15 protein-coding genes are annotated in these 16,515 nt (G+C 37.4%); 13 read left to right on the forward strand and 2 right to left on the reverse strand.

Annotated elements, in window-relative coordinates:
• The first annotated feature begins 8 nt into the window (after positions 1 to 8).
• From E4O01_RS13620 to E4O01_RS13635, 4 genes are read left to right on the forward strand one after another with little or no spacing between them, the layout of a single operon-like run.
• Positions 9 to 1,589 carry a sugar ABC transporter ATP-binding protein gene (locus E4O01_RS13620; protein WP_253692809.1) on the forward strand — a complete coding sequence of 527 codons (1,581 nt, stop codon included), beginning with the start codon at positions 9 to 11 and terminating at the stop codon, positions 1,587 to 1,589.
• A gap of 1 nt (position 1,590) precedes the next feature.
• The gene (locus tag E4O01_RS13625) at positions 1,591 to 2,631 is read left to right on the forward strand and encodes an ABC transporter permease subunit (RefSeq protein ID WP_253692811.1); all 1,041 of its coding nucleotides are present in this window, start codon (positions 1,591 to 1,593) and stop codon (positions 2,629 to 2,631) included.
• A 6-nt stretch (positions 2,632 to 2,637) separates the two neighbouring features.
• The gene (locus E4O01_RS13630) at positions 2,638 to 3,774 is read left to right on the forward strand and encodes an ABC transporter permease subunit (protein ID WP_253692813.1); all 1,137 of its coding nucleotides are present in this window, start codon (positions 2,638 to 2,640) and stop codon (positions 3,772 to 3,774) included.
• The gene (locus E4O01_RS13635; RefSeq protein WP_253692815.1) at positions 3,771 to 4,175 is read left to right on the forward strand and encodes a DUF6672 family protein; all 405 of its coding nucleotides are present in this window, start codon (positions 3,771 to 3,773) and stop codon (positions 4,173 to 4,175) included. The genes E4O01_RS13630 and E4O01_RS13635 overlap by 4 nt, the downstream gene beginning before the upstream one ends.
• 82 nt (positions 4,176 to 4,257) lie before the next feature.
• Here the strand turns inward: E4O01_RS13635 and gltA are convergent, their stop codons facing one another.
• Together gltA and E4O01_RS13645 are read right to left on the reverse strand one after the other, a co-directional pair.
• Entirely contained in the window at positions 4,258 to 5,769 is a 1,512-nt protein-coding gene (gltA, locus tag E4O01_RS13640; RefSeq protein WP_253692816.1) for an NADPH-dependent glutamate synthase, read from the reverse strand.
• Positions 5,770 to 5,784: 15 nt separating this feature from the next.
• Positions 5,785 to 6,621 (reverse strand): sulfide/dihydroorotate dehydrogenase-like FAD/NAD-binding protein, encoded by an 837-nt coding sequence (locus E4O01_RS13645; protein WP_253692818.1) that lies wholly within the window; start codon positions 6,619 to 6,621, stop codon positions 5,785 to 5,787.
• A 186-nt stretch (positions 6,622 to 6,807) separates the two neighbouring features.
• Between E4O01_RS13645 and E4O01_RS13650 the strand changes: the two genes are divergently transcribed.
• From E4O01_RS13650 to E4O01_RS13690, 9 genes are read left to right on the forward strand one after another with little or no spacing between them, the layout of a single operon-like run.
• Positions 6,808 to 7,284, forward strand: a complete 477-nt coding sequence (locus E4O01_RS13650) for a hypothetical protein (protein ID WP_253692819.1) — start codon at positions 6,808 to 6,810, stop codon at positions 7,282 to 7,284.
• Positions 7,284 to 8,150 (forward strand): M48 family metalloprotease, encoded by an 867-nt coding sequence (locus tag E4O01_RS13655; protein ID WP_253692821.1) that lies wholly within the window; start codon positions 7,284 to 7,286, stop codon positions 8,148 to 8,150. The genes E4O01_RS13650 and E4O01_RS13655 overlap by 1 nt, the downstream gene beginning before the upstream one ends.
• Positions 8,151 to 8,168: 18 nt before the next feature.
• Positions 8,169 to 10,169, forward strand: a complete 2,001-nt coding sequence (locus E4O01_RS13660; protein ID WP_253692822.1) for a CHASE2 domain-containing protein — start codon at positions 8,169 to 8,171, stop codon at positions 10,167 to 10,169.
• Positions 10,170 to 10,207: 38 nt separating this feature from the next.
• Positions 10,208 to 11,518 (forward strand): clustered-type lipoprotein, encoded by a 1,311-nt coding sequence (locus tag E4O01_RS13665; protein ID WP_253692824.1) that lies wholly within the window; start codon positions 10,208 to 10,210, stop codon positions 11,516 to 11,518.
• Between the two features lie 55 nt (positions 11,519 to 11,573).
• Positions 11,574 to 12,734: a hypothetical protein gene (locus E4O01_RS13670; RefSeq protein WP_253692826.1), complete on the forward strand. Its 1,161-nt coding sequence runs from the start codon at positions 11,574 to 11,576 to the stop codon at positions 12,732 to 12,734.
• A complete protein-coding gene (locus tag E4O01_RS13675) occupies positions 12,731 to 14,017 on the forward strand; it encodes a clustered-type lipoprotein (RefSeq protein ID WP_253692827.1) in 1,287 nt (428 codons plus the stop codon). Before E4O01_RS13670 ends, E4O01_RS13675 begins: the two co-directional genes overlap by 4 nt.
• Before the next feature lie 9 nt (positions 14,018 to 14,026).
• A complete protein-coding gene (locus tag E4O01_RS13680; protein WP_253692829.1) occupies positions 14,027 to 15,346 on the forward strand; it encodes a clustered-type lipoprotein in 1,320 nt (439 codons plus the stop codon).
• The gene (locus E4O01_RS13685; protein WP_253692831.1) at positions 15,312 to 15,824 is read left to right on the forward strand and encodes a bacteriocin-type signal sequence; all 513 of its coding nucleotides are present in this window, start codon (positions 15,312 to 15,314) and stop codon (positions 15,822 to 15,824) included. The genes E4O01_RS13680 and E4O01_RS13685 overlap by 35 nt, the downstream gene beginning before the upstream one ends.
• Entirely contained in the window at positions 15,775 to 16,509 is a 735-nt protein-coding gene (locus E4O01_RS13690) for an MAP7 domain-containing protein (protein ID WP_253692832.1), read from the forward strand. Before E4O01_RS13685 ends, E4O01_RS13690 begins: the two co-directional genes overlap by 50 nt.
• Positions 16,510 to 16,515 lie beyond the last annotated feature (6 nt).

The raw sequence follows: 16,515 nt of genomic DNA on the forward strand, positions 1-16,515 counted from the left end.
TGCGGATTATGAACAATAATGAATTTTTTTTGGTTCTTGAAAATGTAACAAAAGAATTTTCGGGAACGCAGGTACTTCAAGGTGTAAATTTTTCTTTAAAAAAAGGAGAGATACTTGGCTTAGTCGGTGAAAACGGTGCAGGAAAAACCACCTTGATGAAGATTTTATTCGGTATGCCTGTTATAAATGAAACGGGCGGATATGGGGGAAGAATTCTTGTAGATGGAAAAGAAGTAAAATTTTCAAGTCCATTTGATGCTCTTGATGCCGGTATAGGAATGGTTCACCAAGAATTTTCACTGATCCCGGGCTTTTCTGCAACAGAAAACATCATGCTGAACAGGGAGCTGCAAATTCCTTCTATTCTTTCAGATTTATTTACCCCGAGATTAAGTTTACTCAAAAGAAAAGAAATGAATGAGAGAGCTCAAGCCGTTTTAAACGAGTTGGGCGTTTCTATAGATGCACATACGTTGATTTCGGAAATGCCTGTAGGACATAAACAATTTACCGAGATTGCACGTGAAATAGATAGAGATAACGTAAAGCTTTTGGTTTTAGACGAGCCTACAGCCGTTTTAACCGAATCCGAAGCTGATATTCTTTTAGAGGCAGTAAAAAAACTTGCAGCTAAGGGGATATCGGTAATTTTTATTTCTCACAGATTGCAGGAAGTTATAGATATATGCGATAGAGTCGTAATCTTAAGAGACGGAAAAACGATTCAAGATAAGAAAACAAGCGAGATTACAATTCCTGAAATTGCGGCAGGCATGGTAGGCCGCGAAATTTCCAATACGGAAAAAAAGGATAATGATAAAAAAATTGGGCCTGTAGTGCTTGATGTAAAAAATCTCTGGGTTGATATGCCCGGTGAGCTTGTCCGAAATGTCAATTTTTCGGTTAAAGAAGGTGAAATCTTCGGTATAGGAGGGCTTGCAGGACAAGGAAAGGTCGGTATTCCCAACGGAATTATGGGCATTTTTCCGGCAGGAGGAACCGTAACCTTTAAAGGAAAGGAGCTTACCTTAAACAACACCAAGCAGGCCTTACAGGACGGCTTAGCCTTTGTTTCTGAAGACAGAAGGGGCGTAGGTCTCCTTCTCGATGAAAGTCTTGATTGGAATATCGCCTTTACGGCCATTCAATCTAAAAGGGCTTACTTAAAAAGCTATTTAGGCGGGTTGCTTAAACTTAGAGATGAAAAGGCTATGAAAACTTTGGCAGATAAGTACATAGATATGCTTCAAATCCGCTGTACGGGAAGTCATCAAAAAGCAAAGGAACTTTCAGGCGGCAATCAGCAAAAGATTTGTTTAGCTAAGGCCTTCTGCCTTGAACCTGAAATTCTTTTTGTTGCAGAGCCCACCCGCGGTATTGACGTAGGTGCAAAGGCCCTTGTTTTGGATGCCTTGAGAAAAATCAACAAGGAGCTTGGAACTACAATCGTTATGATTTCCAGTGAGCTTGAAGAACTGCGCTCTATCTGTGACAGGGTCGCAATTGTTTTCCACGGAGAGATTTCGGGTGTTTTATCGCCGGAAGAAAAGCCGGCCGAATTTGCTTTATATATGGCGGGGGTAAAATAATATGGAAAAATTTAAAAAGATAGTTGCAGATTTCGGTATACCGAGAATAATTATTCTCTTATTCCTTCTTTCCCTTTTTATAATCGCTCCCTTTGTTAAGGTAAGCATCGGAGCCTCTCTTTCGGACGTTGCAAACCGTTTCGGTATGAATGCCTTGATGGTTCTGGCCATGGTTCCCATGATTCAAACAGGCTGCGGCTTAAACTTCGGTCTTTCATTGGGAGTTTTGGGCGGTCTTTTGGGCTCAACCCTTGCGATGCAATTCGGTCTTGTAGGTCTTGCAGGTTTTGCTGTGGCTGTGCTTTTAACGATAATATTCTCAGGAATAATAGGCTTAGGTTATAGTCAGGTATTAAATAAGGTTAAGGGAGAGGAGATGACAATAGCCATGTATATCGGCTTTGCATCCGTTACCTTTATGGCTATTTTGTGGATAGTTCTTCCGTATTCAAATCCGAGTATGGTTTGGGCTTATTCGGGACAGGGCCTGCGTACTACAATAACTCTTGAAGGCTATTGGGTAAATATTTTAAATAACTTTTTGGCTATTGAGATAGGCTCATTTAAATTCCCGACGGGTGTTATCTTATTCTGCGCAGTCTGTATGTTCTTGATGAAGATTTTTATGAAGACAAGGACAGGCACGGCTTTGACGGCCGTAGGTTCCAATCCCGATTTTGCAAGAGCTAGCGGTGTGAGCATAAACAAGGCAAGAACTATAAGTATAATTCTTTCCACAATATGCGGAGGAGTCGGAATCTTGTTGTATCAGCAGAGCTTCGGTTTTATCCAGCTTTATAAGGCCCCGCTCTTTATGGCCTTTCCCGCAGTAGCCGCTATTCTTATAGGCGGTGCTTCGGTAAATAAAGCTTCGATTTTAAACGTTGTAATAGGTACTGTTCTTTTTCAAGGAATATTGTCGATGACGCCTTCGGTTATAAACAGTATTTTACAGACCGATATGTCTGAGGTTATCCGAATTGTGCTTTCAAACGGTATGATCTTGTATGCTTTGACAAGAAAAACACAAAAGACGAGGTAATTGATTATGAATAAAATAACGGAAAAATTAAATAGAAAATTAAAGAAATTTTCGATGCTCGATTTTTTGGCTGATAATCTTGTTTCGCTTCTCTTCCTATTAATTTCTTTTGTGGCTATTCCCGTGTCGGGGCTTTCGGCCCATCACATTATCGGCGAGATTTTAACCCGAATAGGAAGAAACTCCTTTTTGGTATTCTCGCTTATCTTACCGATTATGGCCGGTATGGGTATAAACTTCGGTATGGTCTTGGGTGCAATGGCAGGACAGATAGGCTTAATCTTTGCCATGGACTGGGGTATCGGAGGTATTTACGGATTGGTTTTTGCGGCCTTGATAGGAATGCCTCTTTCGGTTTTGCTTGGTTGGGTTGCCGGTTCAATATTAAATAAGGCAAGAGGCCGGGAAATGGTAACAAGTTACATCTTGGGCTTTTTCTTCAACGGTGTATATCAGTTCTTTGTTCTGTATCTGATGGGTTCTGTTATTCCTATGCACAATAAAGCCATAAAGCTTTCGCGAGGTTTCGGAGTTAGAAACACCCTTGAACTTGCTCCCGTAAGGCAGGTGCTCGATACGACATTCTCATTTAATATTGCAGGCTTACGCATACCTGTTTTATCCTATCTTATCATCATTGCTCTTTGTTTCTTTATCGTATGGTTTAGAAAAACAAAGCTTGGGCAGGATATGCGGGCAATCGGACAAAATCAATCTGTTTCAAATTCGGCAGGTATTGCAGTTGAACACACAAGAATTATTTCGATAATAATTTCGACGGTTTTGGCCTGTATAGGACAGATTATATTTTTACAGAATATGGGAAATATGAGTACATATAATGCTCACGACCAGACCGGCTTCTTTGCTGCAGCCGCCATCTTGGTCGGAGGCGCTTCTGTGAGCAGGGTAAGTATAAAGAACGTTTTTATAGGCGTTGTCCTTCTCCACTTCTTGTACATTGTTACCCCGATGGCAGGCCAGCAGCTTCTTGGCTCTGCAATGATTGGTGAGTACTTTAGAGACTTTGCAGGTTATGCAGCAATAGCTCTTTCCTTAGTGCTCTATGCTGCAAGAAATCAGAGAAATGCGGAAAAGAAACGTTCCGAATTGCGTTTGCAAGCTGAAGGAGAAGAAAAATGAGAATACAGTCGAAAAAAACGGTTTTGGCAATAAGAATAATTTTGCCTATTCTTTATGTTTTGTTACTTGCATTGATGTTCACTTTTGGTAGAACTCATGCAGTTTTGTTTGAAAATAAAAAGGCTGTCGACAGCAGCTTTAAGGCCTTTGACGCAATCGAGGTTAGTTTTAACGGGCAAGAACCCTTGGAGCTTTTTAAGGGCGATAGGGATAAGCTCCTTTTGAGAGGCCAAAAACACAGGGTTGTTATAAGATTTACCGACGGAAGAGAAGATTTTGTCGGAGAATTTAGAATCCCTCTTTTTCAGGACACCATTCTGTTGTCCCTTCCGGCCTTGGTAGAGGGTCTGCCTTCGGCGGTAACTCCTTTCGAGTTATATACCGAGCCTGCAAAAGAGTAGCTTTTTGTAGGTAAGTATATAAAAAACCGTCCTAAGAATCTTGAACTTAGGACGGCTTTTTTATCGGTTTAAAGTAAAAGACTTATTTTGTCTTTAGATAGTCGTTTATGGCGGCGGCGGCTTTTCGGCCTTCGCCCATTGCGAGGATTACGGTAGCGGCACCGAGAACGATATCGCCTCCTGCCCAAACACCTTCAATCGAGGTTTTTTGGTTTTCATCTACAACTATATTGCCTTTTTTGGTAACTTCCAAGCCGTGGCTTGTTTGAGCCATTAGGGGGTTGGAATCGTTTCCGAGAGCAACGATTACGGCATCAACCTTTATTTGGTGTTCGGTGCCGGGCTTTGCCACTGGTTTTCTTCTTCCCGATTCATCGGGTTCGCCCAACTCATAGTCCAATACTTCGATTGCACAAACCTTTCCTTCTTCATCACCGATTATTCTTGTGGGGTTTTGAAGGAAGCAGAACTCTACGCCTTCTTCTTCGGCATGGGCTACTTCTTCGATTCGGGCAGGCATTTCGGCACGGGTTCGGCGGTAAATACAGTATACTTTTTTGCAGCCTAATCGGTAGCCCATTCTGGCAGCATCCATAGCTACGTTTCCGCCTCCGATTACGGCGAGAGTTTCAGCTTCATAAAGCGGGGTATCTGAATGTGCAGCATCATAGGCCTTCATAAGATTTGCACGCGTTAAATACTCGTTTGCACTGAAAACGCCGATGAGGTTTTCGCCTTCAATTCCCATAAATTTGGGAAGGCCGGCTCCTGTTCCTATAAAGGCAGCATCATATCCTTCTTCTTTTAAAAGCTGCTCAAGGGTTTCCGTTCTTCCTACCAAGAAGTTGGTTTTGAATTCGACACCCATCTTTTCGAGGTTTTCAACTTCCTTTGCAACGATTTCTTTCGGCAAGCGGAATTCGGGGATTCCGTAAACCATAACACCGCCTGTTTTGTGGAAGGCTTCAAAGACGGTTACCGAGTGGCCTTCACGGCGGACATCGGCTGCAACGGTTAAACCTGCGGGGCCTGAACCGATAATGGCAACTTTTTTTCCGGTTTCAGGGGCGACGGGAGGAACGGTAATTTTGTTATTGTTTCTTTCCCAGTCTGCAACAAAGCGCTCAAGCCGGCCGATGGCTACAGCCTGTTCGGGGGATTTAAGCATCTTGCCTATTGTACAAAAGGCCTGGCACTGCTTTTCCTGAGGACAAACGCGTCCGCAGATTGCAGGAAGAAGATTTGTTGTCTTTATAATATCAACAGCCTTTTTATAATCGCCTTTTTGAATTTCAGAAATAAATTCAGGAATTGGTACACCTACGGGACAGCCTTTAACGCAGGGCTTGTTCTTACAATTTAAACATCTTTCTGCTTCGATTCTGGCTTGCTCATCGGTATATCCCATAGCAACTTCATTCATTAATGAGGCTCTTTTATGAGGATCGAGAGTAGGCATCTCCTGAATCTTTATCTGTGTTCTTTCTTTTGGGCTTAAAGTTTTACCGTTTAAGTCGGCCCAGAGTTTTTTTGCTTGTTCTGAAAGTTCTTCATGGGTTATGTGTTTATGACATTCTTTATTTGTATTTTCCATATTTTTCGCTCCTCCTTAATTAAAAATACCGGATTTGCACTTATGCCTATCCTGATCTTCGCGTCCGCGGAAGGCCTTCATTCTCATCATCATATTATCGAAGTCAACCTTGTGGGCGTCGAATTCGGGGCCGTCGACACATACGAATTTTATTTGATTGTCTACGGTTACACGGCAGCCGCCGCACATTCCTGTTCCGTCAATCATAATCGTGTTAAGCGAAACTGTTGTTTTTATTCCGAAGGGACGGGTGGTCTCGGCACAAAATTTCATCATTATGGGCGGGCCTATTGCAAAAACTTCATCAGGCGGTGTTTGGCTTTCACATAGTTCTTTTAGCGGAACAGTTACCAAGGCTTTTCTTCCATAAGAACCGTCATCGGTTGTAATGATGAGCTCATCGGCTATAGCCTTCATTTCATCTTCAAAAACAATTAAATCTTTGTTTCGCGCTCCGATGATAACTATGAGTTTATTCCCGGCTTCTTTAAAAGCCTTTGCTATGGGATACATAGGGGCAACGCCGATACCTCCGCAGGCGCAGACTACGGTTCCGCATTTTGTAATATGTGAAGGTCTTCCGAGAGGGCCTAAAATTGCAGCAATAGAATCTCCTACATTTTTATTACAAAGTTTGATGGTTGTGGCTCCTACAGCCTGAATAACGAGGGCTATCCAGCCTTCTTCAGCATTCGCATCGGCAATTGTGAGGGGCACTCTTTCTCCAAAGCTGGTATCTATTTGAACGATTACAAACTGTCCCGGATGCCTGTTTTTTGCAATTTCCGGTGCTTCAACGCGCAAATAAAAAACCTCAGGCGAATATTGCCGTTTTTCAAGTATTTTGTGCATAATCATACTCCTTAAGGTTTATATTCTATAAAAAAATAATGATTTAAGATGTTAAGACAAGTCTTCAAATCCATGATAACCTTAACAGGTTATTATATCAAAATTTAAAAAATCTTGCAACCGCCAAAAAATTAAAAACTGGACAAGTGAGTTTTTTTGTGATATTATCTTTAAAAGGGAGTTTCTATGAAAAAATCTACGATATTGTGTTTGTTTATGTTTTTTATTGTTTTGGGTGCACTGACGGCCGAAAAATCCTCTAAGAAAATGTATGTAAATATAAAAGAAGCTTGGCTAAAATCAGATACCGGTTTTTTTGCTAAAAATATTGCCATGTTGAAGTACGGCGAGCAGGTATATCTTTTAAAAGAAAAAGGAAAATGGGCAATGGTTTCTCCTGTTTCAAATCCGAAAGTTGAAGGCTGGCTTCCCAAAGCCAATTTAACAAAGAAAAAAATTGTCGGCTCCTTCGACAAAAGAAGTTCGGCAGAGACTAAAGAATTGTCTCTTGCAGGAAAAGGTTTAACTGAAGGTTCAGGTTCCGAATTTTCTGCTTCCGGTAAAAAAAATTATGCGGCAGTTGACGGAGTTGAAAGCATAAAGATTAATTCAAGAGATTTATATTCTTTTATTAAAGAAGGTCTGCTGAAGGATGGTGAATAATGAAAAAGAAATTTGCATTAGTTTTAATTATAATTTTTATACCGGTTATTGCTTTATCATGTGCTTTACTTGAAAGTTTAAAAGACCCTCATACTTTTACAAAAACCGTTGTCGATGCAGCATCTCCGATTGTCGAAGCATCAAAACCTATTCAAAATGAAGAAGAGTATTATATAGGCCGTGAGGTTGCTGCCGTTATTTTAAGCAATTACAAACTTTATAGAAACAAGCAGCTTGAAAAATATCTTAATCTGATTTGTATGACCTTGGTCCTAAATTCGGATGTTCCCGAATCTTATAACGGTTATCACGTTGCAATATTGGATACAGATGAAATAAATGCTTTTGCAACTCCGGGAGGACATGTGCTGGTTACAAAGGGGTTGTTGGCTTGTACGGATTCCGAGGATGCTCTTGCAGGTGTTATAGCTCACGAACTTGGGCATATTCAGTTAAAGCATGGAATAGGAGCGATAAAGGCTAACCGCATTACGGGTGCTGTTGTTGAAAGCTCTGCTTCGATAACCATGGGATCCGGGAAAAACGAAAACCTTAAATTTTTAGAAGACGCTTCAAAAGAAATTGTAACGACCTTGGTTAATTCAGGTTATTCTAAAACTCAAGAATACGATGCGGACCGCTTTGCAGTAAACTTAATGGCAAAGTCGGGATATGATCCCAATGCCATGACCGAAATGCTTAAAATTATGGGCGAGAAACAAAAGAACGATCATCGCGGTTTTGGAAAAACTCATCCTTCAGCTGCTTCACGGATAAGATATGTAGAAAGGGAAGCGAGAAAATTCTCCGGCAATTATAACCGCTCTGCACGGCTGGAGCGATATGCAGAGAACAAGCTGAAATAAACGGAAAGGTAAAACATTATGAAAAAAATACGAAGATTATTTTTTATTTCCGTTTCTGTTTTTTTCATTGTATCGTTTTTTATTTATTTAGGAGTTTTTAGGCAGGCAGAGTACTTTTTTTATGATGACAGAATGAAAAATACGGCTTCTTATTTTTCTTCTTCCGATGAAATTGTTTTGGTTTTGGTAGATCAAAAAAGTTTAACCTATGCCGCATCCGAACGAGGCTGGAAGTGGCCTTGGCCTCGTGAAGCCTATGCCGAGATAACGGATTTTTTTTCAAGAGGAGGAGCTAAGTCTGTCGCTTTCGATATGCTCTTTACAGAGCCTTCTTCCTACGGGGAAGCCGATGATAAAAAATTTGCAGACTCTTCAAAAGAAAGCGGCATAGTTATTCAAACCGTTTTTTTTGATAGGAGGCAGCGTATTTTTCCTATAGACGAAATTGCTTCATCCGCCAAACTTATAGGAAATGTGAACAGCCTTCCCGATTCCGACGGAACTATCAGACGGGCCCGCCTCTTCTATTCATGGAAAGATTATAAGATTCCTACCTTGGGAATTGCTTCTTATTTTGTAGGCGGGAATGAAGATGAGGGCCTTCCTGCAGAACTCAATCTCCGCTTTACAAAAAGTATTGATGATTATTTGCCTTATAGTGCAGGCGATATTTTAAAGGCTCAAGCCGATATAAGGGCAGGCAGGGAAAGCGAGCTTCATCCTGAGGATTTTGAAGACATGTATGTTTTTTTCGGGCTTTATGCTCCGGGTCTTTTCGATATTTGTCAGACTCCCGTTTCTGCTTCTTATCCCGGGGTTGGCATTCACATAACTCTTTTAGATAATATTCTTTCGGGTAATAGAATTGTAAAAACCGGCTTTTTGATTAATGCCTTGATTATTTTGATTTGTATTATTCTTTCAGGCTTGCCTGAAATTTTTTCTGAAAAGATAAAATTAAGGGCTGTGTCTTTAACGGTGAATGCTGCAAGTTTTTTGTGCTTTGCTGTTTTTTATATTTTTATTTCTTATCTTTTATTCCGTTTCGGAATTTCCGTTCCTACAGCCTCTGTGCTTGCCGGAATGGTTTTGTCCTTTGTAAGCTCTCTTGCTGTCAGTTACATGGTTGAAGGCAAACAGAGGCGTTACTTAAAAAATGCTTTTAAGCAATATCTAAGCCCTGCCGTTATCGAAGAGCTTATTGCCGATCCGTCTCAATTAAAATTAGGCGGTGAACGTAAAGAAATATCCATCTTTTTTTCGGACTTGCAAGGGTTTACTTCAATCTCGGAAAGTTTAAGTCCTGAAGCCCTTACCGAACTTTTGAACGATTATCTTTCGGACATGAGTAAAATTATTTTGGATTCGGGCGGAACAATCGACAAGTATGAAGGCGATGCTATTATCGCTTTTTGGAATGCACCTGCAAGGGTGGAGCATCATGCCCGTTCTGCCTTAGAAGCGGCTTGGGCTTGTCAAAAAAAACTTGAAGAAAGGCGTGCCGAGTTTGAAAAGAGGGCTGAAGGAAGGCCCTTTAAAATGCGCATAGGGCTTAATACGGGCTTTGCCATTGTGGGCAACATGGGTTCGGTAAGCCGCTTCGATTATACGATGTTGGGGGACTCAGTAAACTTGGCCGCCCGCTTGGAAGGCTTAAACAAGCAATTCAGTACTTACACAATGTGTGCGGAGGCAGCAAAAAAACAGGCCGAAGAAAGCGGCACAGGTTTAAAATTTAGAGAGCTTGCCCGTGCGGCAGTTGTGGGAAAATCGGAACCCGTAGTCGTTTATGAAATCATGGACGAAAAAACTTATAACGGAAAAAAAGCCTTGCTTGATTCTTTTGACAAAGGATTAAAAGAATTCTATGCCGGAAACTTTAAAGAAGCCTTAAATATTTTTGCTCAAAATGAAGAAGCCGATCCTCCTTCAAAACACTATGCAGAAAAATGTAAACTCCTTATTTCACAAAAACCTGAAGGCGAGTGGAGGGGTATTTGGAAGGCCGATACTAAATAAATTTTTAAATAACAAAATTTTAAACATGGAGGCATTTTATGCAAAACAACAAATTAAAACTAATCTTTATCTTAATATTAACGGCTTTTTTATTTTCGTGTTCTAAAGAAGTTAAAGAACCTGCGGAAGAAAAAAAGTCTGTAGAGACAAAAGTTGAATCATCTGCAAAAATAGAGCTGAAACAAAACAAATTCTTATTAAAGCCTGAGTATAATACACATGTAAAGAGTCCTGAACAACTCAAAGAAGAAGAAAAATACAAAAAAAGTAAAGCATACGAAGAAAAACTTGATCAGATTGAGAGAGAGCTTTATAGAAAAGAGGATGCTATTATAGCACAAATTCCTGTAGCTGCAACTGATGCTGATCTTGAACAGAAAAGGGCTATAACAGGGTTGTATGATCATAAAAAAAAGGTTTATAATTATACAAATTTTGAAGAAGTAATAAAAGAAGGAGATAGTTATCACTGCAAACAGAAGGTAAAAACTCAAAATGGCAGAATACTGGATTATAATTTACAAATTAAAAAACCGAAGTTCAGGAAGTACTATGCTGTTTCAGGAATTGAGCTTATGAGTTCTATCAATATAGGTAATATAGATGAAAAAATAATAGAGGAACAAGTACATGAAGAAATATACGATTTAAAAACTGATGAAAAAAAAGACGTAATGATAAAACTGTTTGAAGATTACGAAAACACACAATATCCTTTATTTAAAGAGGTTGTCCATACGGATTGGGACACGGGAGTCAAAACTAAGGGATATAAACAGTATGATATGAAAATCCTTGATTATGTAAAGGGGAACTTTACAAACTCAGGATATGATGAATACTTTGTTATGTTTTATGAAGATGATCCGGATCCGGAAATGGGTGATCAATATATAGAAAGAGCGAGATGTTTTTTAGTTTCTGAAGGCAAGATAATTAAAGACTATTACATAACTTTTCCTGGCGGTGCTTTTTTTTGGGGTGATTACACACATCTTGATCTTAAAAAATTTGATAATTTCGGTTTTCAATTTTCACAAGGAAGGATTGCCGATTTTAATCAAAACGGAATAAATGAAATATATTTTTCTGTTTTATTTAATATAGAACCGGGCAATGTATTAGTTGTAGAATTTAATGAAAATGAATTTATAACTAATTATATATCTATTGATACCTACGATATAGGGTCTATTGATTGGAATAAAAAAATGATAACAGTGAATGCTAAATCGAGAGCTGTTAAGGGTTTTAACGGATGGCAAGAAGAAATAGACACCTTTGTTTGGAATGAAGAATTAAAAGAATATGTTCTTTTTAAAAGGATATATGAATATAAAAGATACTAATGAAAAATTTATTTGTATATTATTATAATTTGAATTTACTAACCGGAGGACAAAATTGAAAACAAACAAATTAATCTTTATACTAATTTTCGAACTTTTTTTATTCTCATGCAATCGAGAAAACATAGTTGAAACAAAAACTGAGTTGCCCAAGTCTGAAAAAATGCCTGAGCAAATTATCAAAGAAGAAAAGGAAAACAAAATTAAAATTCATCAAGAAAAAATTGATGAACTTATAGAAGAAATATATAATAAAAGCGAATTAATTTGGCCTCACAATACTGATAATATATTTTCTACTAGGAAATCTGATGATAATTTTTTTGATAAAAATGGAATTATTAATATAACATTCGATGAGAAAAAAAAAGAGGGAGAGATATATTATAAGAAAAACGGTAAAAAAACACTTGAATATAAAATAACTTATAAAGAAAATCAAACAGATAATGCTTATTATGTTTCAGAAATTGAACTTATAAGTCAAGTTAATATCGGTAAGATAGATAAAGAAATAATAGAAAAGCAAGTCAATGGAACACTAACAAACCTTTACGGTTATAGAGGTATAGCTGATTATTTTGTAGAATATGAGGCTGAAAATCATCCCTTAGAAAATGATGATTTGTGGTCTACCATCTTATTTTGTGCGGAAGGTAACTTTACGGATTCCGGCAGCGATGAGTATTTGGTTCTATTCCATATCGAAGACGGCGATGCTTCGACTTTTAGCACTTATATAAACAAAGTAAAAATATTTATAGTGCCTAAGCATAAGATAGTTAAAGAATATATTTTACCTGTTAAAGATATTTATTTTTCTCCTGACTTTGAAGTAGAGAATTTCGGATTTGATATTGACTCACATCATCCCCGCTCTTGCTGCCGAGTTGCCGACTTTAATCAAAACGGAATAAACGAAATATATTTTTTCTGTGAGTATGGCTATTATGATGAGAATAATAAATATAGAGATCATAATTTTTTATTATTTGTGGAATTTCATAAAGATGGGTTTAAAACTAATTATGTTTGCCCGGATAGTTATAATCTGAGTTCTGTAGATTGGGAACAAAAAAGAATATATATGAAATCAAATAATTATGAAAATGAAAATACAGATTCAGATAAATTTGATTCGGTATTTTCTTGGGATGAAGATTTACAAAAATACGTACTTTTGAAAAAAACATATAAATTGTGGAGGAGACCATGACGCAAAACAACAAATTAAAACTAATCTTTATCTTAATATTGGCAGCTTTTATATTTTCGTGTAAAGCTTCTGATACAAAAAGCGGCAGAGAAATGCGAATAGAAAAATTTTCTAAAATGATAGAAAGTAATAAAATACCGGGAGTATCAGGGAAGGGAAAAGAAGATGAGTTTGTAGGAACTCCTTTTGTATTAGATGACTATGATTTGGTATACATTCAAGCATTGTATACAAGGACGAATATAGGAAAAGATAACAGGATTTATTATACCGATGTTGAGGTTATAAAATTCGAAAGAGAAAAAGAAATAGAATGCAGACAAAAAAGAACGGCAAAAAACGGCAAGGATTTTTTTTATAGTATAAAATATGAATGGGATAAAATAGCAAAAAAATTCGTAAATACAAAATATGAACTTGAGCAAGAATTAAACATAGGTGTAATTGATGAAAAAATAATAAAAGAGCAAGTACACGGGATTGTAATAGAATCAAAAGAAGATCCCGATAAAGAAAGCTTAATACCTATGTTTGAATCATATATGACAAAACTTGATAAAAATGATAAATATCATTATACATATTATGTGTTGGACTATATAAGAGGAAACTTTACAAATTCGGGATATGATGAATATATAGTTTTTTTTACCGATGATTCTAGAAAAGAGATGGAAGAAGCCGGAGAACATCACCCTAATTTTTATAGTAAGGATGGAAAACTATCTGATATAACGTGGAAAAATAATATATGCGATATAGCCTGTTTTATTGTTGAAGGTAGTACATTAAAAAAAGTATATGATATTTATTTTAGAGGCAGTATTTTTTTACCTGCTTATGAAAAAAGTTCAAGCCTATATGGTTCGTTGAATCCGAGACAAATGCCTTATATAACTAATTTCGGTAAACAATTTTTTCAAGGATGGGTAGCCGACCTTAATCAAAACGGAATAAATGAAATATATATATATTTTCCATGGAAGGGTACTGTACGTATTACTATGGCCGAATTTATCGATAAAGACTTTGAATTTAAGTGTATAGAAATTTCAGGAGATGAATTTAACAATGTAGATTGGCATAAAAAAACTTTTAACGGTAACTATTACAGTATAGAATTGCGAGATAACACCTACGGTATACTATGGTATAACGAAATCTTTCAGTGGAATGAAGATGACAATAGCTATTGGCTTCAGTCATGTAATATATCTCCGAATAGGTCATATAAGATGTCACGGGATTGGACTAAAGATGATTGGGTACATATAAAATATTAGGAGAGCATTATGTTGAAGTTAAAAATATTTTTAATAATTTTAGTAAGTGTCTTTATATTTTCGTGTTCTAAGGAAAATAAAGAAAAAACCGTAGCTGAAAGTAAACCCACGGAAAATAAAATTGAAGAAGTAAAGCCTGAACCTCCCGTACCTGAAAAGACGGCTGAACAACTTGAACTGGAAGAAAAATACAAAAAAAGTAAAGAATACGAAGAAAAACTTAAACAACTTGGAGCCGAACTGGATAAGAAAGAGAGTGCTATTATAGCACAAATACCCATAGACGCAACTGATGCAGACCTTGAACAGAAAGAAGCTAGAACATGGTTGTATGATCATAACAAAAAGGTTTATAATTATACAAATTTTAAAGAAGTAATAAAAGAAGGTGATGTTTATTATTGTAAACAAAAAATAAAAAGCCAAAATGGAGGAGTATTGGAGTATCATGTGAAGTTCGAAAAAGATAGATATACCCATAAAGAAGATAGCTATACTGTTTCTGCGATTGAGCTTTCAAGTCAAATTGATATAGGTCAAATAAGTGAAGAAATAATAGAAACTCCCGTTCATGGCAAAATATATGATTTAGCTCATGATGAAAAAAAAGATGATATAATAAAACTGTTTGAAGAATATGAAAATACACATTATCCTTTATATCATGAAAATATCGATTTATCTGCAAAATTGCTGAAAGATTATCAGATAAAGTTAGAAGCTGTTGATTATGTAAAAGGAAATTTTACCGATTCTGGGTATGATGAATATTTTGTAGTATTTTGTAAAGAAGTTCCGGGACCTGAATATGGTCAAACTGTGAAAAGAGTGCGATGTTTTGTAGTTGATGAAGATAAGATAATCAAAGATTACTATATTACTGTTCCTAGTGCATCATTTTTTCCACCGCATATTGAACGAGGCGGTCTTTTTGGGTTAAAAAATTTTGGATTTGAGTTTTCTCAAGGGTGGGTATCGGATTTTAATCAAAACGGTAAAAATGAAATATATTTTGTAACTCATTTTAGCACAGGTAGGAATTTCTTATTTATAATTGAATTCAATGGCGAGTTTTTTGCTACCGGGTATGTATCTGCCGAGTATGGACTTGATATAGAATCTGTTGACTGGAATAAAAAAATGATAGTGTTAAGAGAAGGTGGGAGTTTTATTAGATCTGAAAAATTTAAAGGATGGGAATATTGGTATGATAAGGTTATATGGAATGAGCAATTAAAAGAATACATTCTTTTAAAACGCGAATATAAATATGAAAAATATGAGGGGGCTGGAGATGAAGAAGGTTTTGGGCCTGGAGTTGGGGCGTGAAGAGTTATTACTGGTAAGAGGCGGAACGGATAAAGAAAAATATAATTCTGTGGGTGAAATTATAAGAAGAACTAATTTGAAATATGCACAGGATGTTGTGCGTGAAGCGGCAATTTATCGTCCTCATGCAAAAGGAAACTTTGACTATGAAGGTGCAGCAGAAGATGTAACTTGGTGTAACCAATCAAGTTATGACGTAATGGAAGCTACCGGTGTCCATATGGAAGCTTTTTATGGAGAACCGGATGGGTATCAAGGAACAAAAGGACAAAGAGGAGCAGGATATTGGGTTAATGCAAATACAGCCTGTAAAAATGTTGAAAATTATATTGCTAACCATGCAAAAGAACAAGCCGATGCCAGAATGAAAGAAATAGGCTTTAAACCTATCACAATAGATGAAGAATTTAAAAAAACGCATACAGCAGATGAACTATATCTTGCAGAACAAAATAATCACACATATAAATGTAGATAATGTTCTTTTAGGAAGAATAACAGCCGGTGATTATATTGAACAGAAAAAAGCGGAAATAGCAGCACAAGAAAAAGCAAGAGCCGAAGCCGAGGCAAAACGGATAGCAGAAGAAAAAGCTGAAAGGGAAAGACTTGAAAAAGAAAGACTTAAGCAAGAGGAAGAAAATCGTAAGAGAGAAGATAAAATAACTAATCCTTCTCCCAGCCCTGCCCCTGATACTGATCCTAACAATCCTGATGAACCTATAGATAATGATAGAGATGATAATGAGGATAATAATGAAGAAACAATAACTACTCCGCCTGACAACACCGGCGGAGGAAATGGAACACCGCCTAAAGATGGTGACGGCGAAAGTCCTGCTCCTCCTTCCGAAGAAAATCCTTCTCCCGAAAACGGCGGAGGAGATAGCGGCGGCAATGAACCTGAACCTCCAAGCCCGCCCGGAGGCGGAGGCAGCGGAACAATTTATATGCCTTGGAGTACCGATACAGGCAATGAGTATTATTTGGATACTTTGTACGGCACAAAACCTTTTAGTGCACAAGAATCTGGTGCATTTAATTCTACAATCATAAGTAACGAATTATCCGCCTTACAGCCTGTAACAAGTTTAAATGTTGCGGGGTTCCCTGGAAACGATACTGCAATAAAACACTTGACTGCTATTACACACAAATGTTAAAATCTT

The sequence above is a fragment of the Treponema sp. OMZ 790 genome, from assembly GCF_024181285.1.
In the GTDB taxonomy this organism is placed as follows: Bacteria; Spirochaetota; Spirochaetia; order Treponematales; family Treponemataceae; genus Treponema_B.